Source organism: Pseudoxanthomonas sp. z9 (genome assembly GCF_006542425.1).
Lineage (GTDB): Bacteria > Pseudomonadota > Gammaproteobacteria > Xanthomonadales > Xanthomonadaceae > Pseudoxanthomonas_A.
Map to the genome: position 1 here is coordinate 19099 of NZ_VFID01000010.1, position 20273 is coordinate 39371.

22 protein-coding genes are annotated in these 20273 nt (G+C 68.6%); 11 read left to right on the forward strand and 11 right to left on the reverse strand.

The annotated features are described in order from the left end of the window. The first annotated feature begins 176 nt into the window (after positions 1 to 176). From FG323_RS11600 to FG323_RS11615, 4 genes are all read left to right on the forward strand, one after another. Entirely contained in the window at positions 177 to 1622 is a 1446-nt protein-coding gene (locus FG323_RS11600; RefSeq protein ID WP_141454842.1) for an FAD-dependent oxidoreductase, read from the forward strand. 129 nt (positions 1623 to 1751) lie between these two features. Next, the gene (locus FG323_RS11605; RefSeq protein ID WP_141454843.1) at positions 1752 to 2627 is read left to right on the forward strand and encodes a methylglyoxal synthase; all 876 of its coding nucleotides are present in this window, start codon (positions 1752 to 1754) and stop codon (positions 2625 to 2627) included. A 397-nt stretch (positions 2628 to 3024) separates the two neighbouring features. Beyond that, positions 3025 to 4206 (forward strand): benzoate/H(+) symporter BenE family transporter, encoded by a 1182-nt coding sequence (locus FG323_RS11610; RefSeq protein ID WP_141454844.1) that lies wholly within the window; start codon positions 3025 to 3027, stop codon positions 4204 to 4206. Between the two features lie 119 nt (positions 4207 to 4325). After that, positions 4326 to 4799 (forward strand): PepSY domain-containing protein, encoded by a 474-nt coding sequence (locus FG323_RS11615; protein WP_141454845.1) that lies wholly within the window; start codon positions 4326 to 4328, stop codon positions 4797 to 4799. A 144-nt stretch (positions 4800 to 4943) separates the two neighbouring features. Here the strand turns inward: FG323_RS11615 and FG323_RS11620 are convergent, their stop codons facing one another. From FG323_RS11620 to FG323_RS11670, 11 genes are all read right to left on the reverse strand, one after another. Next, complete coding sequence (locus tag FG323_RS11620) at positions 4944 to 5180, reverse strand: hypothetical protein (protein WP_141454846.1); 237 nt, start codon at positions 5178 to 5180, stop codon at positions 4944 to 4946. Positions 5181 to 5274: 94 nt separating this feature from the next. Further along, on the reverse strand, positions 5275 to 6516 hold the full coding sequence (locus FG323_RS11625) for a TCR/Tet family MFS transporter (protein WP_141454847.1): 1242 nt from the start codon (positions 6514 to 6516) through the stop codon (positions 5275 to 5277). A gap of 49 nt (positions 6517 to 6565) precedes the next feature. Next, the gene (locus tag FG323_RS11630; protein WP_141454848.1) at positions 6566 to 7429 is read right to left on the reverse strand and encodes a D-hexose-6-phosphate mutarotase; all 864 of its coding nucleotides are present in this window, start codon (positions 7427 to 7429) and stop codon (positions 6566 to 6568) included. Then, a complete protein-coding gene (locus FG323_RS11635) occupies positions 7426 to 8634 on the reverse strand; it encodes a lytic murein transglycosylase (RefSeq protein WP_141454951.1) in 1209 nt (402 codons plus the stop codon). Before FG323_RS11635 ends, FG323_RS11630 begins: the two co-directional genes overlap by 4 nt. Before the next feature lie 197 nt (positions 8635 to 8831). Next, on the reverse strand, positions 8832 to 9251 hold the full coding sequence (locus FG323_RS11640; protein WP_141454849.1) for a YchJ family metal-binding protein: 420 nt from the start codon (positions 9249 to 9251) through the stop codon (positions 8832 to 8834). Between the two features lie 168 nt (positions 9252 to 9419). After that, the gene (locus FG323_RS11645) at positions 9420 to 9986 is read right to left on the reverse strand and encodes a hypothetical protein (protein ID WP_141454850.1); all 567 of its coding nucleotides are present in this window, start codon (positions 9984 to 9986) and stop codon (positions 9420 to 9422) included. A 118-nt stretch (positions 9987 to 10104) separates the two neighbouring features. Continuing rightward, positions 10105 to 10707, reverse strand: coding sequence for a GTP cyclohydrolase I FolE (gene folE, locus FG323_RS11650; RefSeq protein ID WP_141454851.1), 603 nt, complete (start codon positions 10705 to 10707; stop codon positions 10105 to 10107). A gap of 94 nt (positions 10708 to 10801) precedes the next feature. Next, positions 10802 to 11113, reverse strand: coding sequence for a DUF5076 domain-containing protein (locus FG323_RS11655; RefSeq protein WP_141454852.1), 312 nt, complete (start codon positions 11111 to 11113; stop codon positions 10802 to 10804). Positions 11114 to 11237: 124 nt separating this feature from the next. Beyond that, positions 11238 to 12578 (reverse strand): HAMP domain-containing sensor histidine kinase, encoded by a 1341-nt coding sequence (locus tag FG323_RS11660; protein ID WP_141454853.1) that lies wholly within the window; start codon positions 12576 to 12578, stop codon positions 11238 to 11240. Further along, on the reverse strand, positions 12575 to 13318 hold the full coding sequence (locus FG323_RS11665) for a response regulator (RefSeq protein ID WP_141454854.1): 744 nt from the start codon (positions 13316 to 13318) through the stop codon (positions 12575 to 12577). Before FG323_RS11665 ends, FG323_RS11660 begins: the two co-directional genes overlap by 4 nt. Before the next feature lie 120 nt (positions 13319 to 13438). Next, entirely contained in the window at positions 13439 to 14230 is a 792-nt protein-coding gene (locus tag FG323_RS11670; RefSeq protein ID WP_141454855.1) for an alpha/beta hydrolase, read from the reverse strand. 218 nt (positions 14231 to 14448) lie between these two features. Here FG323_RS11670 and FG323_RS11675 point away from each other — a divergent pair, with 218 nt between their 5' ends. From FG323_RS11675 to FG323_RS11705, 7 genes are all read left to right on the forward strand, one after another. After that, complete coding sequence (locus FG323_RS11675; protein WP_181444196.1) at positions 14449 to 15189, forward strand: SDR family oxidoreductase; 741 nt, start codon at positions 14449 to 14451, stop codon at positions 15187 to 15189. A gap of 49 nt (positions 15190 to 15238) precedes the next feature. Continuing rightward, positions 15239 to 16567, forward strand: a complete 1329-nt coding sequence (locus FG323_RS11680; RefSeq protein ID WP_141454856.1) for an epoxide hydrolase — start codon at positions 15239 to 15241, stop codon at positions 16565 to 16567. Positions 16568 to 16594: 27 nt separating this feature from the next. Then, entirely contained in the window at positions 16595 to 17650 is a 1056-nt protein-coding gene (locus tag FG323_RS11685; RefSeq protein ID WP_141454857.1) for an alpha/beta hydrolase, read from the forward strand. Next, entirely contained in the window at positions 17647 to 18159 is a 513-nt protein-coding gene (locus FG323_RS11690) for a cytochrome P460 family protein (protein WP_141454858.1), read from the forward strand. Before FG323_RS11685 ends, FG323_RS11690 begins: the two co-directional genes overlap by 4 nt. A gap of 59 nt (positions 18160 to 18218) precedes the next feature. After that, positions 18219 to 18635: an organic hydroperoxide resistance protein gene (locus FG323_RS11695; RefSeq protein ID WP_141454859.1), complete on the forward strand. Its 417-nt coding sequence runs from the start codon at positions 18219 to 18221 to the stop codon at positions 18633 to 18635. A gap of 131 nt (positions 18636 to 18766) precedes the next feature. Continuing rightward, the gene (locus FG323_RS11700) at positions 18767 to 19471 is read left to right on the forward strand and encodes a cytochrome c biogenesis CcdA family protein (protein ID WP_141454860.1); all 705 of its coding nucleotides are present in this window, start codon (positions 18767 to 18769) and stop codon (positions 19469 to 19471) included. A 2-nt stretch (positions 19472 to 19473) separates the two neighbouring features. Beyond that, on the forward strand, positions 19474 to 20022 hold the full coding sequence (locus FG323_RS11705) for a thioredoxin family protein (RefSeq protein WP_141454861.1): 549 nt from the start codon (positions 19474 to 19476) through the stop codon (positions 20020 to 20022). The last annotated feature ends 251 nt before the right edge of the window (positions 20023 to 20273 follow it).

Here is a 20273-nt window from a genome sequence, read left to right on the forward strand (position 1 = left end):
ATTTTCTCCACTTTCGGAAGAACCCGACAGCGCACGGATACAGCCCCCTCCCCCGCCTGCGGGGGAGGGCTGGGGTGGGGGCCCTCGCGCACGCTCCGCTCCCGTACCGCAGAAAGCAAAAGCGCCCCCATCCCGACCCTTCCCCGCACGTGGGGGAAGGGGCAGAGAGTCCAGCCATGAGCAAGAAAAGCGTCTTCCAGTTCCTCGAACTGCCCCGCACCATGCCGCAGCGCATTCCGCTGGAACTGCGCACGTCCGGCGACTGGGGCGAGCTGTACGGGAAATTCGACAAGCCCGAGGCGCAGTACCAGGCGGGGCGCTGCCTGGATTGCGGCAATCCCTATTGCAGCTGGAAGTGCCCGGTGCACAACGCGATTCCACAGTGGCTGCAACTGGTGCAGGAAAACCGCATCGAGGAAGCCGCCGCGCTCTGCCATTCGACCAACCCGCTGCCGGAAGTCTGCGGCCGCGTCTGCCCGCAGGATCGCCTGTGCGAAGGCGCCTGCACGCTGGAGGAATTCGGCGCGGTCACCATCGGCGCGGTCGAGAAGTTCATCACCGACACCGCGCTGGCCAATGGCTGGCGTCCGGACCTGAGCGACGTCAAGCCGACCGGCAAGCGGGTGGCGGTGATCGGCGCCGGTCCAGCCGGCATCGGCTGCGCGGATCGGCTGGCGCGCGCCGGCATCCACGCGGTGGTGTACGACCGCTATGAACAGATCGGCGGCCTGCTGCAGTTCGGCATTCCCACCTTCAAGCTGGAGAAGAGCGTCATCGCCCGCCGCCGCGAGGTGCTGGAAGGCATGGGCGTGGAGTTCCGCCTGGGCGTGGAAGTGGGCCGCGACGTGAGCCTGGAGGAACTGCTGGCCGATTATGACGCGGTGTTCCTCGGCACCGGCGCCTATCGCTACACCGATGGCGGGCTGGAAGGGCAGGATCTGGACGGCGTGCTGCCGGCGCTGCCGTTCCTGGTGCAGAACGGCCGCATCGTCGGCGGCAATGATCCCTGGGGTCGACCGATCGCCGGCTGGGAAGACAAGCTGGCGCTGCCGGATCTGGCCGGCAAGCGGGTGGTGGTGCTGGGCGGCGGCGACACCGGCATGGACTGCGTGCGCAGCGCGATCCGGCTGGGCGCGGCCAAGGTCACCTGCGCCTATCGGCGCGACGAGGCCAACATGCCCGGCTCGGCGCGCGAAGTCGCCAACGCGCGCGAGGAAGGCGTGCGCTTCCTGTTCAACCGCCAGCCGCTGGCGATCCGCGGCGACGCCGACGGCAAGGTCGTCGGCGTGGAGGTCGTCGAAACGCGCCTGGGCGAGCCGGACGCGCGCGGCCGCCAGAGCGCGGTACCGATCGAGGGCAGCGAATCGCTGCTGGAGGCCGACGTGGTGATCATCGCGTTCGGTTTCTCGCCCAGCGTGCCCGAATGGCTGGCCACGCAGGGCGTGGAAGGCACGCCGAACGGACGCATCGTCGCCGGCGGCGGCGATCGCCTGCCATTCCAGACCACGAACCCGAAACTGTTCGCCGGCGGCGACGCGGTGCGCGGCGCGGATCTGGTGGTGACCGCGGTGGCCGAAGGGCGTGACGCGGCGGCGAGCATCGCCGAGATGCTGGCGGAATAGGTCTTCACACCGACCCACCGCGTTCACTCGCGGGCGTTGTTGAATTGGTATGGCAATGGTGGGCCAGAGCCCACCTGTGCCGCGCACGCGGGATCGCTAGACTAGCGCTTTCCCTTCGACGCCCCGTCCATGCGCCTGGGTCTTGCCGCCAACCGCCTGCACCACCACAACGAAGACGCCGCATTGTTCCGCTGGCTGCGCGCCAGCGAGTCCGGCATCCGCGAACTGAAGCTGGGCCTGCACGCGGTCGGGCGCACCTACGACGCGATCGCCGCCGCCGGCATGCTGGCGAACTATCCACAACTGCGCCGCTATCCCTATGGCCGCGAAGGCGGGCTGATGAAGCTGGTCGCGGAAGTGGTCGGGCTGGAAGGCGCCGAACGGAATCTGGATGGCGCGATCTACCTGATCGATCCGGTCGATCCCTCGTCCATCTTTCCAGAGGCGATCGCGCTCAAGCGGCAATGCGTGATCCACGGCAAGCCGTTCCTGTCGACCGTCGCCTCGGCGCGCGACTGGGTGGAGATGGAACGCATCCATGCCGGTTTCGCACCGGAACCGGGCGCGGATCGTTTCCATGCGCTGGAGGAGCAGACCCTGGCGCTGATCGCGCACGATGCGATGAAGCCGCAGATGCTGGCCTTCGCCGCCGAGCATTTCGATCAACTCTCGCGCTTCGCCCATCGCGTCGCCACCGGCACCACCGGCCAGCGCCTCAACGAACTGGCGTGGAGCCGCGGCTGGCCGCAGGACAAACCCTGGGCCGAGCGCTACCAGAGCGGCCCGATGGGCGGCGACGCGCAAATTGCCGATCGCGTGCTGGAGCATCGCTGCCAGCGGGTGATTTTCTTCGAGGATCCGCACGTGGCGCGCCAGCACGAAGCCGACATCCAGTTGCTGGAGCGCGCGGTCACCACCGTCACCGATGAGGCGGTGTGCATGACTTCGCCGGTGGTGGCGCGGCGTTGGCTGGTGGCGGTGGGGTTGCGCGCGTCCAGACGTTGACCTTGTTCGCAGTTGTTTGAAGCGATGATGTCGGGTGTCTTGTCGCCGGAAGTGCCCCCATCCCAACCTTCCCCCGCAGGCGGGAGAAGGGGCCTATTGCGGACACCGATAGCTTCCGAAGCATGGGCGGACAGCGAGACTGGCTTGCCAAGAGCCATCACCGCCCGGACACAGCTCCCTCCCCCGCCCGCGGGGGAGGGTTGGGGTGGGGGCCAGGCGGACGAACCCCGTGCCATGACAGCCCCCAAAGCGAACGCGCGGCCACTTTCCCCACCCGCCCAGTGAGACAAATGGGGAATCCAGCATTCCACTCATCTCCACGCATCGAACCACACAACACCTTCTGCCCCTCGCATCCGTGGGCGACAATGCCCCGGTTCCGTTGAGCAGTCCCTCCATGTCCAACGCTTCCCCGCCGCGCCACCTGTTGCGCGATCTGTCCCTGTCCGCCATCGCCGCCGGTTTCGTCACCGTGCTGGTCGGCTTCGCCAGTTCGGCGGTCATCGTCTTCCAGGCCGCACAGTCGCTGGGTGCGTCGCCGGAGGAAATCAGTTCGTGGATGTGGGCGCTCGGCCTGGGCATGGGCCTGACCTGCATCGGCCTGTCGCTGCGCTATCGCATGCCGGTGGTGACCGCCTGGTCCACGCCCGGCGCGGCGATGTTGATCAGCAGCGCGGCGGGATTGCCGCTGTCCGATGCCATCGGCGCGTTCCTGATCTCGGCGGGGCTGATCGCCGCCGCCGGCTTCTCCGGCCTGTTCGAGAAAACCATCAGCCGCATCCCGGTGTCGCTGGCCTCGGGCATGCTGGCCGGCGTGCTGCTGCGTTTCGGCCTGGACGCCTTCGTCGCCATGAAGACCCAGCTGGGCATGGCGCTGACCATGTTCGTGGTTTACCTGCTCGCGCGCCGGCTGCTGCCGCGCTACGCGGTGATCCTCACCCTGCTGGTCGGCATCGCCTTCGCCGCCGGACTCGGCCAGTTGAAAACCGACGGGCTGAGCTGGGAACTGGCGAAGCCGATCTTCATCTTCCCTAGTTTTTCGCTGCCTGCACTGTTCGGCATCGCGCTGCCGCTGTTCGTGGTGACGATGGCCTCGCAGAACGTGCCCGGCGTGGCGGTGATCCGCGCCTCCGGCTATGCGATTCCGATTTCGCCGGCGGTGGGCTGGACCGGCGTGGCGAACCTGCTGCTGGCGCCATTCGGCGCGTTCGCGCTGAACCTGGCCGCGATCACCGCCGCGATCTGCATGGGCCGTGAAGCCCACGAGGATCCGGATCGGCGCTACGTCGCGGCGATCGCGGCCGGCGTGTTCTACGTGCTGGTCGGCATCTTCGGCGCCACCGTGGCCGCGCTGTTCGCCGCGTTCCCGAAGGAACTGATCATGGCGATCGCCGGCATCGCCCTGCTGGGCACGATCGGCAACAGCCTGTCGGCGGCGCTGCGCGAGGAATCGCATCGCGAGCCGGCCCTGATCACCTTCCTGGTCACTGCCTCCGGTCTGACCATCGCCGGCATCGGATCGGCGTTCTGGGGATTGATCGCAGGCGTGGTGACGCTGCTGATCTGGCGACGCGGATAGAACATCGCGCTCACGCGGTTTTCATTTCGCCGAACGGTTCACGCCGCCTTTCCAGCGGGTTCATCCGCCGGTGAAGTCGGCGGCGGCAGGATGGGGTTCCCTCCCGACAGGAGCGAACCATGCAGACGCTTTCCTTCATCCGCCCTTCCCGCAAGCTCTGGTTGTTGTCGCTGGCGCTGGCCGCCACGCCGCTGCTGGCGCTGGCGCAAACCCAGCCGGCGCAGGATCCCGCCAAGGCCGCGATGACCGAACCGCAGGTACGGGCGCTGCTGACCGAGAAAGGCTATACCCGCATGGACGATCTCGATTTCGAGGACGGCATGTGGGAGACCGACGCCACCAGTGCGGACGGCAACCGCGTCGACGTGCGCGTGAATCCGGCCAATGGCGACATCAAGGCCGAGGCGCTGGTGTCCAACTTCAGCGAGAACGACATCAAGGCGAAACTGGCCGCCGCCGGCTACTCCAAGGTGCATGACGTCGACTTCGACGACGGCATGTGGAAGGCCGAGGCCGAGCGCGCCGACGGCAACGACGTGGAGATCCATCTGGACGCCACCAGCGGTGCGATCGTCCACGTCGAAAACGATTGACGCGGCACCGCCGGCATCCGCCGCGGACGAATGAACGCTCTCTCCCGTCCGGGGCGTGATCGGCGGTGAAGGGAGGCGGCCTCCGGCCCGTGCGCCGGCAGGTCGCCTCCCGGCGCGGAACGTGCTCGCCGGGCTAGTGCCGCCTCAGTCGTCCTTCTTCTTCGCCCCGCTCAGATCCAGCGGCTGGCTGCTCTTCTCGTCCTGCGACCAGCGCACGCCGCTGGTGCGCTCGCAATCCTTCGACACCGGATCATTCGGATTGTCCGGACGGCCGGCACACAGCGGATTCATGTCCACTGCCGCATTGGTGTCGTAGTACTCGGGCTGGCTGGCGCAACCGGCCAGCACCACTGCAAGGGCAAGCAACATCGTTCCGCGCATGGGATCACCTCGTCGTATGTCTCCGGCGCGAGCATCCTCCATCCCGCGCACGGCGAACAGTGCCGGAGGTTGAGTCCCCGGCCGGCCCGGATGATCAGGCGTGCGCCACCGGCGCCGGCCGGGCGAAGCGCCATCCCACCAGCAGGCCGATGAACAGCAGCAGCGACGCCAGCATCCATGGCGCGCCCGGCAGGTGTGCCGGCGCGTTCTTGCCGATGAACAGGGCGAAGGTGCTGGCGTACATCATCGGGCCCGCGATGCCGGCCAGGCTGACCAGGCTCATCAGCGCGCCCTGGATGCGGCCCTGCACTTCCGGCCCGACCTGGCGCGTGATCAGCGCCTGGGTTGCCGGTCCCGCCAATCCCCACAGCGCGCTGATCGGCAGGCCGACCAGGAACATCCAGCCCGCTTCGGCCAGCCCATAGATGAAGAAACCGGCCACGCCGCAGGCCAGGCCGAACAGCAGCGTGCGGCGCTCGCCCAGCTTCGGCACGATCCGCCCGACCAGCCCCGCCTGCACGATCACGCTGAACACGCCGACGATCGCCAGCACCCAGGCCACCTGCCTTTCATTCCACTTGTACTGGTACTCGGCGAACAGCACGAAGATGCTCGGGTACACGTAGTGGGCGAGGTTGGCGATCAGCACCACCGCGGCCAGGCCGAACACCTGCGGGTAGCGCTTCAGCAGCACCAGCGAACCGATCGGATTGGCGTGCGACCAGTCGAACCGGGGCGTGCGCCTTTCCTTCGGCAACGACTCCGGCAGCACGAACCAGCCGTACAGGAAATTCAGCAGCGCCAGCCCGGCCGAGAACCAGAACGGCAGGCGCAGGTCGATCGCCCCCAGCTGGCCACCGATGATGGGACCAATGATGAAGCCCACGCCGAACGCCGCCCCGATCATGCCGAACGCCTGGGCGCGCTTCTCCGGCGGAGTGATGTCGGCGATGTAGGCGTTGGCGGTGGTGAAGCTGGCCGAGAACACGCCCGAGAAGATGCGCGCGATCAGCAGCCACGGCAGCGACTGCGCCAGCGCCATCAGCAGGAAGTCCGCGCCCAGCCCGAGGCAGGACAGCAGGATCACCGGGCGGCGGCCGAAACGATCCGACAGCGCGCCCTGGATCGGCGAGGACACGAACTGGATGATCGCGAACAGGGTGCCGAAGATGCCGACCCACCAGGCCGCCTTGGCGAAATCGCCACCGACGAACTCGCGCACCAGGCCGGGCAGCACGGGAATGATCACGCCGAACGACAGGATGTCGATCAGGACGGTGACGAAGATGAAGATCAGCGCGGCGCGGCGGCCGCTGACAGGCGGGGCTTCGGTCACGGGATACGCACGGCGGAAAAAAGGTGCCGCAGTGTAGTGGATCTCCCGTCTACAAGGTTGAGACGGACAGGCGCTGCCCCAGTCGATGTTCCGCGCCCGGCGACAGCCGGACGATGTCGGTGCCGGCGTTGGCGGTTTCCACGCACAGGAATTCCCGCCAGCCCCGCGCCGGCAGGTCGGAGATGGCGGCGGCCCCGGCCTCGCCCGGATTCCAGATCACCAGCGACCGGCTGCCCCGGGTTTCCAGCGCGATGCGGCGTCGGCGAACCGGGTCGGTCAGGGTGAAGCGCGCGCCGGCATCGGCGTAGATGCGGTCGCTGCGGCCGGGGTCGCGTGGCTCGTCCAGGCGCCAGTCACCGGCCTGCTCGTACTCATTGCCGTCGAACTTGTCGGCATAGCGCAGGCCGTCCACGCCGGAAACGGACACCTGCCGCAGGTCGCCCACCGCGAAGTAGCTGTGCAGCGCCTGGGTGAAGACGATATCCGCATCGCCGGCATGGCGGGTGATGAGCGTCTGCTCCAGCACCGCGCCGATGCGCAGCCGCTGGCGCAGGCGCAGGGGCGTGCGCGGATCCGGCGGAAGCGCCAGATCCAGCACCACCGCGTCGTCCTCTTCCACCGCGTCGACGAACTGCCAGGCCGAGATGCGCGCATGGCCATGCTGCGGCGCGTCGACGGGTTGCCCGTCGCGGCCGAAGTAAGGCCAGCACACCGGCACGCCGCCGCGAATCGCCTGCGGAGGCCGGCGCGTGGTCGGCGAACACCACAGCACCTCGTCGAAACCCGCCGGCTGCCAGGCCAGCAACTGCCCGCCATGGACGCTGACCGCCGCGCGCGCAGCGGGCGTGTCGATCCGCCAGGCGGGAATGCCGTTGAAGTCGCCGGAATGGATGGAAGCGGGCGTCGAGCTCATGGTGGACTCTGAGGCGGTGCGACCGGCGGGCCGGCGCGTTCGAGGGCGGTCAGGATTTTCTGCCCGGCGCGGCCATCGGCGGGCAGCAGACCGAGGGCCTGCTGTTCGGCCTGGATGGCGCGGCGGGTGCTGGCGCCGATCATGCCATCGGCCGCGCCGATCGCGTGGCCCCGCACCAGCAGCAGCGTCTGCAACTGCCGGAGTTGCGCGCGCGACAGGCCCGGGTCGTCGGTAGGCCACGGGGTGAGCAGGCCGGCGCCACCGCGCAGGCGGTCGGACAGCAGCGCGATCGCCAGCGCATAGCTTTCGGCGGCGTTGTAGGCGTAGATCGCGTCGTAGTTGCGGAACACCAGGAAAGCCGGCCCCTGCACGCCAGTCGGCAGCAACAAGGCCGCGGGCGTATCCGCCGTGATCAACGCTCCGCCATCGGCGCGGGCGACGCCTCGCGCCAGCCAGTCCGACAGCGGCCGCCGCTTCGTGCGGCCCGCCAGCGAGGTATCGAAACCCGGCGGCAGCTTCACCTCATGACCCCATGGCTCGCCGCTGCGCCAGCCTGCGCGTTGCAGATAGGCGGCGGTGGAACCCAGCGCATCGGGAATGCTGTCGACCAGATCGCGCCGGCCGTCGCCATCCTGATCCACCGCGATGCGCGCATAGGTCGAGGGCATGAACTGGGTATGCCCGAACGCCCCCGCCCAGGAACCGGTCAGGTTCGGATCCCGCAGATCGCCGGATTGCAGCAGGCCGAGCAGCGACAGGAATTCGCCACGGAAGAATGATTGTCGGCGGCCAAAGCACGACAAGGTGGACAGCGAAACGCGCAACGGGCGCTTGCCCGACACCCGGCCGTAGTCGCTTTCCACGCCCCACACCGCCACCACCGTCGCCGGATCCACGCCCGACTGCGTGCTCACCGTGGCGAGCAGATCGCGGTGCAGGTCGAGCCGGGTTCGCCCATCGGCCACGCGTTCGTCATCGACCAGCCCGGCCAGGTAATCCCACAACGGCGTGGTGAATTCCGGTTGCGCGTCCAGCAGATCCAGCACGGACAGATCCGGCGCCAGATCGGCGGTCAACCGATCAAAGCTGTCGGTCGTGATTCCGCGCGCGGCGGCCGACGGCCGGATCTTCGCCAGGCAGGCATCGAATACCGGATCCCGCCGCACCGGCACGGGCGGGGCGGGCGGTGTTGAAGGCGCGGGCATCAATTGCGGCGGCGGACCCACCGGTGGCGCGCGGGGTGGAAGCGGCGGCGGATCCTGCGGCGCCAGCAGCGCCCACAGCAGCAGCGGTTTCATTGGCGGGCCTCCCTGGCCAGTGGGGAACCCTACTCTGCCCTGCCCGTTGTCGATTGGCGACCACATGCCTGAACGGTGCGCTGTGCCGCAACCGACGCCCCAGCTCAGCGGTGATCGCCGTCCACGTAGAACCAGCGGCCATCCCTTTGCACGAAACGACTGATCTCATGCAGACGCACCGCCGCGCCGCCACCCACGCGATAGCGCGCGACGAATTCGACTTCGGCGGTGCGTTCGCCGGCGGCGTTCCCGCCGGTCAGGCGATGCTGTTTCACCGTCAGGCCCAGCCATTGGGTGCGCACGCCGCCGGGCGCGTCCAGTCCGAGGTCCGGCGGGCACGTCGCCGGATCCCAGCTCGCGCGCAGGTAGGCTTCATCGCCGCGCACGAACGCGCTGTAACGCGAGCGCATCAGCGCTTCGGCATCGGGCGCGGCCTCACCGGCATGGTAACGGCCGCAGCAGGCGGCGTAGGCGGCGCCGGAGCCGCAGGGACAGGCATCGGGAACGGGTTTCATCCGCGCCATCATCGCAGCGGCGCGGCATCCCTGCACGCGCCACCGGTGACGCGCCTTACCCCGCCCGCACCGGGTTCCGCGCGGTGGCGCAGTCGCGTGGGATTGACCTCGTCGGCCGAGTCGGCCTTCCATGTCATGCGCTGCATTTCAACATCACGCACGCCGGGGCGAATACGCTCAACCGTCGTAGGAACGGCAACCCCAGCGGAACGCGTAGGCGGCAGCTTCGATGCCGCGCCCGATCACCAGGCGCGGCGCGGTCGCATCCACGCCGGCACGCAGCGGCATGACACGGCTGTATTGCACGTCCAGTTCGCCAAAACCGTCGATCGCCGCCCGCTCTGGTGCGTGCGGCGTGGCCTGCACACGACGGACGAAATCCTCCATGTCACCGCGTGCCTGCGCGATCACCGCCACGCCGCTGTCGCCGCGCACGACGATGGCGGGAATCTCGGTGCCGTCGATCTTCAACGGTTCGCGGAACCGGTACAGCAGGTCGATGATCTCGCCAGGCGCGCGGTCGGTGATTTCGACGCCAGACGCGCGCAAGCGTTCGGCCAATGCCGGATCACGCCCATCCGGGAAATCGGTGCGGCAATGCAGCGCGTCGGCGAACAGCGTCGTCACGTCCAGCGGTCCCGCCGGAGTCACCGGTCCGGATGACGTGGGAGACGCGCAGGCTGCCAGCAGCACCGGCAGCAGGCATGCCAGCAGGCGAAAACGAATGGATACGGGGTGGATCATGCGACAGCCCTCCGATGGCATTGCGTGGGGATCATGTCCGCGCGTCTCGCGGCAGGCCGGCCTCGCGAACCTGTCCGGGCCAGCCCGCGACACAGCCGAGTGCAACTGGCCGCGGCACTCAGCGGCGGCCGCCGGTCTCGATGAAACGCAGGAACTCGGCGCGGGTGCGCGCGTCCTCGCGGAACTCGCCCAGCATCTTGGAGGTGACCATGCTGACGCCGCGCTTGTGCACGCCGCGCGTGGTCATGCACTCGTGCGCGCCGTCGATCACCACGCCGACGCCGCGCGGTTGCAGCACGTCCTGGATGCACTGCGCGATCTGCGCGGTCAGCTTCTCCTGCACCTGGAAGCGGCGCGCGTACACGTCCACCACCCGCGCCAGCTTGCTGATGCCGACCACCTTGCCATTGGGCAGGTAGCCCACGTGGGCCTTGCCGATGATCGGCGCCATGTGGTGCTCGCAATGGCTCTCGAACTCGATGTCGCGCAGCACGATCATTTCGTCGTAGCCGGCCACTTCCTCGAAGGTGCGCGCCAGATACTCGCGCGGATCCATCCGGTAGCCGCTGAACCAGTCGCGATACGCCTTGGCCACCCGCTTGGGCGTGTCCAGCAGGCCCTCGCGCGCCGGATCCTCGCCGGCCCACTCCAGCAGCACGCGGACCGCGTCCTCGGCCTGCTCCTGGCTGACCTTGCCGGGCTTGTCGTCGGAATGGCTCATGGCATCGAAAACCTGCTTGCGGGGGTGGAGATCCTACCGCATTGGGGCGGATTCCGTTTCTCGCAGCCTGACCGCACGCTATGAACAGATGTCCTCAGCCATGGCCTGGACTGAAGGTACCCGTCGCTGGGGAAGTGGGCTCCGAAAGTTCGTCATGCAGTGATTCGAGAATCGCCGCAATGGTGTCTGGGGCCGCATGGCCATACCGCTCCTGAAGGGCATTGGCGATATGCCGGATGGTGTCCGCAAGGAAGACACCCCAGGCAGAGGCTTCGTCGCGGCCATTGTCCTGCCACATGCCGATCTTGATCGTGCAGTGCTGGCCTTTCTCCGCGATCCATGCGCTCAGCATCTGTATGGAGTTCTCGTCACGCTGGGCCGCGGGTGGGATGACCAGTGCCTTCATCGTCTTTCCTCTTGATGGATTTTCGTCATGGCGTGATGCCAATCGGGATGAACATGTTGTCAGTGAGTCAGTTCATTCGACCGTCGATGAGTCGCGGCTTGATTCATCGGCTGGCCTGTGTTTCTCACGAAGACACACCCAGCACCACCGTCGCCCGTAACCCACCCCCTTCCCGGTTTCCGAGTTGCACCTGGCCGCCCAGCGCGCGCGCGAGTTGCTGGGCGATGGCCAGGCCCAGGCCGGTGCCGCCGGTGGCGCGGCCGCGCGAGGGTTCGAGTCGCTGGAAGGGTTCCAGCACGAGGTCGAGCTTGTCCTCCGGAATGCCGGGGCCGCGATCGAGCACATCGATGCATACGCGCCCCGCGTCATCCAACCGCAGCCGCGTCTCCGCGTCGCCGGCGTAGGCCAGCGCATTGTCGATCAGGTTCTGCACCACGCGGCGCAGCACCTGCGGGTGGGTTTTCAACGACGCGCGGTCGCCTTCCAGGCGTTGCACGGGCTTGCCCATGTCCTGGTAGTCGCCCACCAGGCTGTCCAGGAACGCGCCCACGTCAAGCCGCACCGCGGGCCCGGTGGCGACATTGGCGCCGCGTGCGTAGTTGACGCCTTCGCGCACCAGCTGGCTGATCTGATCCACGTCCTCGAGCAGGCGGATCTGCGATGGACTTTCGTCCATCGCTTCCAGGCGCAGCCGCATGCGCGTGATCGGGGTCTGCAGATCGTGGGAGATGGCGGCCAGGAGCTGGGTGCGCTCGGACACGTGCGCGGCCACCCGCGATTGCAGGACGTTGAGCGCGCGCGCCGCCTTGGCCACTTCCGCCGGACCTTCCTGCGATACCGGTTCGGGCGGTCCGGCGGGATCCATGCCCTCGGCGGCGGCGGCCAGGCGGGCCAGCGGACGCGTCGCCAGGCGCACCGCGATCCAGGCGCAGCCCAGAAGCAGAAACACCTGCGCCGCCAGCACCCACGGCAACCAGCGTGCGATCGGCATCAGCGACGGGGTGACTTCGATGGTCAGCGGCTGCCCGTCCGCCAGGGTCAGTTCCACCTCGTAGCGCTCGGGCGAACTCGACACCGCGCGCGGGCGCAGGGCATAGCGGTGCATCAGCACATCGTCGATGGCGGCGGTGACCTGTCGCGCGCGATCGTTGGCCAGCGGCGTGCCGGGCTGCGCCGGGCGCAGCAGGTAGCGGTAGGTGCGACGCTCCAGCCGGGGCACCCAGCGCGCGCGTTCGGCCGGCGACAGGCGTTCCAGCAGCGCCACGCTCAACGGAATGTCCTGCTCCAGGCTGGTCAGCATCATCGAGCGCGTCGCGGCGGCGCGCTCGTAGAACAGCAGGGCGAAGGACAGCGCATGCGCCAGCAGCAGGCCGGTGGCGAGTATCAGCAGCACCCGCGCGCCCAGCGTGCGCGGCAGCCAGCGCCCGGCGCGCGATGGCAAGGGTGATGGCGAGGGCGTATTCATGATTCCTCGCCAACCAGCACGACCGGCTGGCTGAAGACATAGCCTTCGTTGCGCACGGTCTTGATGTAGGTCTGCTCGCGCGCGCCGTCGCCCAGGCGTTGGCGCAGGCGACTGACCAGCAGATCGATGGAGCGATCGAACAGTTCCGCGTCGCGGCCCTGGGTGAGGTTGAGCAGCTGGTCGCGGCTGAGCACGCGCTGCGGATGATCGATGAAGACCCGCAGCAGCCGGAACTCGGCACCGCTGAGCGGGTAGGCGGTGTCGTCGGCGTCGAGCAGGTGGCGCGCGGTGGTGTCCAGTCGCCACTGGCCGAAACCGATCAGGCGGCTGGCCTCGCTGACCTGAAGATTGGGCGGCAGCATCCGCGCGCGGCGGATCACCGCGTTGATGCGCGCCAGCAGCTCGCGCGAGGAGAACGGCTTGGTGACGTAGTCGTCAGCGCCCATCTCCAGCCCGATGATGCGGTCGGTCTCGTCGTCGCGCGCGGTCAGCAGCACCACCGGCACCGTGCGGTGCTTGCCGGCCCGCAGGTTGCGGCACAGCGACAGGCCGTCCTCGCCGGGCATCATCACGTCCAGCACGATCAGGTCGATGTCGCTGGTGTCCAGGGTGGCGCGCATCTCGCGCCCATCGGCGGCCAGGCTGACCCGCAAGCCGTTGCGGCGCAGGTAGTCCCCCACCATCTGGCGGATCTCGCGGTCGTCGTCGACCACCAGGACATGATCGGTGTGGGATGACATGCGTCTTCTGCTCCGGAAATCCGGCCACGGGCCGGTGGTTCTATGGGGATGTCGAATGTTAGCGCCTGACCGTGTGCCCGTTCCTTCAAAGCGGGCACACGGTGGGCAATGCGATGCGGTTCAGTGGCCGCCGGTGGCTTGCGCGGACGGCAGGCCGCTGGCTTCGAGGATGGCCTCGCTCACCGCGTCCGGCGCCGACAACGGCGACACGTGGCCGGCATCGGTCGCACGCAGATGGGCGCCGATGCGCTGCGCGGTGGCGGCCTGCAACTCCGGCGACAGCATGCGGTCGTTGCGCGAGAGCACGTACCAGCTCGGGTGCGATTTCCACGCGGCGGCCGTCACCGCCTCGCCCAGCGCGCTGGCCTTGAGCGGCAACTGGTGCGCTTCGACCTGGCGCAATTCTTCCGGCGCCACGTCCTGGGCGAAATCGCGGGCCAGGGTGGCCAGGGAGAGCGACAGCCAGCCGTCGCGTTCCTGCAACTGTTGCAGGCCAGGCGCGACCGGGAAACCTTCGCCCTGCTGGGCGGAAGTCTCGCCCGCATCCGGTGCGAACGCCGCCACGTAGACCAGGCCGGAGACCTTGAGATCGTCGCCGGCTTCGGTGATCACCGTGCCGCCCCAGGAATGGCCGACCAGCACCACCTTGCCCGGCGCGGCGGCGATCGCCTTGCGGGTGGCGGCCACGTCGTCGCCCAGCGAACTCAATGGATTGTCCACCGCGACCACCGGCACGCCACGCTGGCGCAGGCGTTCGGTCACCTTGTCCCAGCTGGAGGCATCGGCGAAGGCGCCGTGGACGAGGATGACGGTGGGCGCCTGCGCATCCGCGCGCGGCGCGGCGGTGGCGGGCAGGGCGGCGGACAGGGCCGCGAGCGACAGGCTCAGGGAAAGCGACAGCGAACGCAGCATGGGAACACTCCTCGGGTTGGGGAGCGCCATTGCACCGCCGCGCTGTATCCGCCGGGTGTCGGCCGCCGGCCGCTTTGTATCCGAATGTATCGACCGCCGGTTTTCGCCGGCTTGGCTGACAAATGCGGGCTTGCGGGGACACGTCGCCGATACGCCCGAGGCGTGCAATGGCCCCATCGCCGACGGGGCCTCCGCCGGCTCCCCACGAGGACACGCACATGAGCCAAGACCTTTCGACTTCGAACAGGACCGCGCTGGTATTCGGCGGTTCCCGCGGCATCGGCGCCGCGATCGCCCGCCGGCTGGCACGCGAGGGCCATGCGGTGGCGCTGACCTATGCCTCGCGCGCCGACAAAGCGGCCGAGGTGGTCGCCGACATCCGGGCCGCCGGTGGCCAGGCCATCGCGATACAGGCCGACAGCGCGGACCCGCATGCGGTCACCGCGGCGGTGGCCGATGCCGCCGCCCGCCTCGGCCCGCTGCAGGTCGCGGTGATCAATGCCGGCATCTATCGCGGTAGTCCGCTGGATCAATTTCCGCTGGAGATGCTGGACCAGATGCTGGCGATCAACATCCGTGGCGTGTTCCTGGCCATCCAGGCCGCCACCACGCAGATGGTGGATGGCGGTCACGTCATCACCATCGGCAGCAACACCGCCGTTCGCGGCGGCGTGGTCGGCAGCAGCGTGTACGCGATGAGCAAGGCCGCGGTGGCCACATTGGTGCGCGAACTGGCGCTGGATCTGGCACCGCGCCGGATCACCATCAACAACATCCAGCCCGGTCCGATCGACACCGACATCACCACCGGGATCGTCGACATGCTGGCCGATCGCAATCCGCTCAAGCGGATCGGCCACCCCGACGAAGTCGCCGCGCTCGCCGCCTATCTGGCTGGCGACGAGGCCGGCTACATGACCGGCGCCAGCCTGACCCTCGACGGCGGCTTCTCGATCTAGTCCCGCCGATTTCCCCATATCCGCACGCCCTTCCCCTCAGGAGATTCCCATGTCGCTGTCCGATGCCCGCTTCCCCGTCGATCTCGAACGCCGCCGCCTGCTCGGCTCGGCCGTCGCCGCCGCGGCCGGCGCGGGACTGCTTGGCCTGCTGCCCTCGGCCGCCGTGCGCGCCGCCACGTCGCTGGGCGATGACCGCATCCGCCCGTTCCGGGCGCAGGTATCCGAACAGGACCTGGCCGATCTGCGCCGGCGCGTGCGCGCCACCCGCTGGCCGGATCGCGAAACCGTCGCTGACACCTCGCAGGGCCTGCCGCTGGCGACGCTGCGCACGCTGGTCGATTACTGGGGCGGTGACTACGACTGGCGGCGGCTGGAAGCGCGCATCAACCGCCTGCCGCAGTTCATCACCCGCATCGACGGCGTGGATATCCACTTCATCCATGTGCGCTCGCGCCATGCCGATGCGCTGCCGGTGATCCTGACCCACGGCTGGCCGGGCTCCTTCCTCGAATTCCTCGGCGCCATCGATCCGCTCACCCACCCCACCGCGCACGGCGGACGCGCCGAAGACGCCTTCGACGTGGTCATCCCGTCGATCCCCGGCTACGGCTTCTCCTCGCGTCCGGACACCACCGGCTGGGGGCCGGAGCGGGTCGGCCGCGCGTGGGACGAGCTGATGCGCCGCCTCGGCTACCACCACTATGTTTCGCAGGGCGGCGATCACGGTTCGGTGATCTCCGACGCGATGGGCCGGCAGCCGCCGCCGGGCCTGCGCGGCATCCACCTGACCATGCCGGCCACCGTGCCCGGCGATCTGATGGCGGCGATCAACGCCGGCGCCGCGCCGCCGGCCGGACTGGCCGCCGACGAGCGCGAGGCATTCCAGGCATTGAGTGCGTTCTTCGGCCGCAACGCCGCCTACGGCGCGATGATGGTCACCCGGCCGCAGACGATCGGCTATGCGCTGAACGATTCGCCGGTCGGCCTGGCCGCGTGGATGTACGACAAGATCGCGCAGTGGACCGACAGCGACGGCCAGCCCGAACGCGTGCTCGGCCGCGACGCCATCCTCGACGACATCAGCCTGTACTGGCTCACCGGCACCGCGACCTCGGCCGGTCGCTTCTACTGGGAAAACAACAACAACAACTTCAGCGCCACCGCGCAGAAGACCGATCGCATCACCGTGCCGGTGGCGGTCTCGGTGTTCCCCGGCGAGATCTACCGCGCGCCGCGCAGCTGGACCGAGCGCGCCTATCCCTCGCTGTACTACTTCAACTCGCTCGACAAGGGCGGGCACTTCGCCGCCTGGGAACAACCGCAGCTGTTCAGCGCCGAACTGCGCGCCGCGTTCCGGCCGCTGCGCAAGACCCTCTGACCCCTCCCTTCGCATCGAGGCATCGCCATGAACACCGTTTCCATCGCTCCGACTTCCTCCCTCCGCCGCCTGCCCCTGTTGTCCTGGCTGCTGGCCGCGTTGCTCGCTTCCGGCACCGCCGCCGCCGCGCCGGTCGAAGCACCGGCCAGCACCGCCACGCCCGCGCTGATCGCCGACAAGCAGATCGACGCCGGTGATCTCAGCATCGGCTACGCCGATCTGGGGCCGGCCAAGGGCGAGGTGGTGATCCTGCTGCACGGCTGGCCCTACGACATCAACAGCTATGCCGAGGTCGCGCCCCAACTCGCCGCGCGCGGCTACCGGGTGATCGTTCCGCACCTGCGCGGCTACGGCAGCACCCGCTTCCGTTCCGCCGACACGCCGCGCAACGGCGAGCCGGCGGCGCTGGCCGCCGATGTCATCGCGTTGATGGACGCACTGAAGATCCCGCATGCGACGCTGGCCGGCTACGACTGGGGCGCGCGCACGGCCGACATCGTCGCCGCGCTGTGGCCGGAGCGGGTCGATGCGCTGGTGTCGGTCAGCGGCTATCTGATCAGCAGCCAGGAGGCGGGCCGCAAGCCGCTGCCGCCGCAGGCCGAATTGCAATGGTGGTACCAGTACTACTTCGCCACCGATCGCGGCCGCGCCGGCTACACACAGTACACGCACGACTTCGCCCGCCAGATCTGGCAGCTGGCCTCGCCGCGCTGGAAGTTCGACGACGCCACCTTCGTGCGCAGCGCCGCCGCGCTGGACAATCCGGATCACGTCGCCATCGTCGTGCACAACTACCGCTGGCGGCTGGGCCTGGCCGAGGGCGAACCGAAGTACGCGGCACTGGAGCAGCAGCTGGCGCAGGCCCCGGCGATCACCGTGCCGACCATCACCATCGAAGGCGACGCCAACGGCGCGCCGCACCCGCAGCCGCAGGCCTACGCCGGCAAATTCACCGGCAAGTACGAGCACCGCACCTTCGAAGGCGGCATCGGCCACAACCCGCCGCAGGAAGCGCCGGAGGCCTTCGTGCAGGTGGTCATCGACGCCACCCACCTGGCCCACGCGAAGGGAGGTGCGCGATGAGACGCTTGTTGATTGCCGCCGGCGTGTTCGGCGCCGCCGCGCTGACGCTCGGCCTGATCGGCATCGTGGAAGCACGTGACGGCAGCCGCTCGCCCGCCGCGCCGATCTATGGCGTGCAATTGCCGGACGGCTACCGCGACTGGCCGCTGGTGGCGCCCGCGCAGGAAGCCGCGCCGCTGGACGAACTGCGCGTGATTGTCGGCAATCCGATCGCCATGCGCGCCTACCGCGACAACATCCGCCCCTTCCCCGACGGCAGCGTGCTGGTCAAGCGGGCCTGGAAGCATGAGCAATCGCCGGATTTCGAACCGGCCTCCATTCCCGGCGCCGCCACCACCGTGCAGGTGATGGTCAAGGATTCCAAGCGCTACGCGTCCACCGGCGGCTGGGGCTACGGGCGCTTCATCGACGGGCGTCCGGTCGATGAAGCCCAGCATCGCACCTGCCATGCCTGCCACGCCGCCCGCGTGAGCGATCGCGATTACGTGTTCACCCGCTACGCGCCGTGAGTCCACGGCGCTCCTCCCCCGCTCCCACCCACAACACCCACCCATCACAGGAGATTCCCATGAACACACTCGACACCGTGCTCTACACCGGCAAGACCCGCGTCACCGGCGGCCGCGAAGGCCACGCTCGCAGCGACGACGGCCAGCTCGACACCGCGCTGTCGCCGCCCGGCAGCGGCCGTCCCGGCACCAATCCCGAACAGCTGTTCGCCGCCGGCTGGTCGGCCTGCTTCGAAGGCGCGATGAAGATCGCCGCGCGCGCCCAGCGCATCGCCCTGCCGGCGGATCTGGCCATCGACGCCGAGGTGGATCTGGGCAAGGTCGGCAACGGCTACCAGTTGCAGGCACGTCTCAATATCTCGCTGCCTGGCGTGGATCCCGCGCAGGCGCAGGCGGTGGTCGATGAAGCGCACCGCACCTGCCCGTACTCCAAGGCCACGCGCGGCAATATCGACGTGCAGATCCGGATCGTCTGATCCCGTTCGGTAACGAAACACGCGGCGTCCGGTCCCGAACACGTCCGGATACAAAACCGCCGGGCGCCGCACACACCCCCGCGACATGCGCGCGTTGCAATGGCCTCCATCCCGCACGCGAGTCCCTTCCCATGATCGAATACGCACTGGCCATCGCCGCCGGCATGGCCACCATCCTGTCTCCCTGCATCCTGCCGGTGCTGCCGATCGTGCTGGCCACCAGCACCGGCGGCGATCGCGCCGGCCCGCTGTGGGTGATCGCCGGCTTCGTCGGCACCTTCGCCGCCGGCGGCATCCTGCTCGGCGCGCTGTCCGCCTCTTCCGGCGAACTGCAAGGCGTCATCCGCAGCGTCTCCATCAGCGTGTTGCTGTTGGCCGGCCTGGCCTGCTTCTGGGCCGCGCCGTTCGATCGGCTGGTGATGCTGTTCCAGCAATGGTGCCAGCAACTCGTGCCGGCAGGCTGGCAAGGTCCGCGCATCAGCGGTCGTCCCGGCGCGCTGCTGGTAGGCGCTTCACTCGGCCTGGCGTGGACGCCCTGCGCCGGACCGGTACTCGCCTCGGTGCTGTCGCTCGCGGCGACCTCGCAGGCGCCGGGCAAGGCCAGCGCGCTGCTCGGCCTGTACGCGGCCGGCGCCGGCGTGCCGATGCTGCTCGTCGCTTACGGCGGCCACTGGATCAACGACCGGTTGCCGTTCCTCAAACGCCACGCCGGTCGGTTGCGCCAGGGTTTCGGCGCGCTGGCCGTCGGTGTCGCCGTGCTGCAACTGACCCAGTACGACGTGTTCGTCTCGGCCTGGGCCACCCAGTGGCTTCCCCCCGTCTCGCAAGGACTCTGACCATGAACAAGATCGCTTCCCTCTCCACCCTGCTCGCCGCCTGCCTGTTCGCCGCTTCCTGCTCTCCCAGCGTGCAGGCCGATCCGGTGTCCCCCACCGCCAGTTCGCCCGCGCCGGTCGCGCCGGAATTCCGCGGCATCGATCATTGGCTCAACGGCCCGCCGCAGACCTTGGCCGCCCTGCGCGGCAAGGTCGTGCTGGTCGAGTTCTGGACCTACTCGTGCATCAACTGCGTGCGGGTGATGCCGCACATCAAGGACTGGCATGCCAAGTACCGCGACCAGGGCCTGGTGGTGGTCGGCGTGCACACGCCCGAATACGGCTACGAAAAGAAACTGTCCAACCTGCAGGCGGCGGTGAAACGCTTCGGCATCACCTACCCGGTGGCGCAGGACAACGACTATGAAACCTGGAACGCCTACGGCAACCAGTACTGGCCCGCGCTGTACCTCATCGACGCCAACGGCCGCATCGTCTACCAGCACTTCGGCGAAGGCGACTACGACACCACCGAAGCCAAAATCCGCAACCTCCTGGCCACCCGCAAATAACCCGCCTCACCGGTACCCGGCCACCCGGGTACCGCCCCCCTTCCATCCCTTGTAGGAGCGACGTAAGTCGCGACCGGAAATCACTGCGCCCCGGATCGCCATCAAAAAAGCCAAAAATCCGAACGCAGGCACATCAGGAAGCCACATCCACAAACTACACCGACGCGCACACCGAACTAGCCCGAACATCCCCCATCACCACCGCCCCCGGCACATCCATCAAAGCCGCTCCCGGAAGCTCCAGGCGCCTC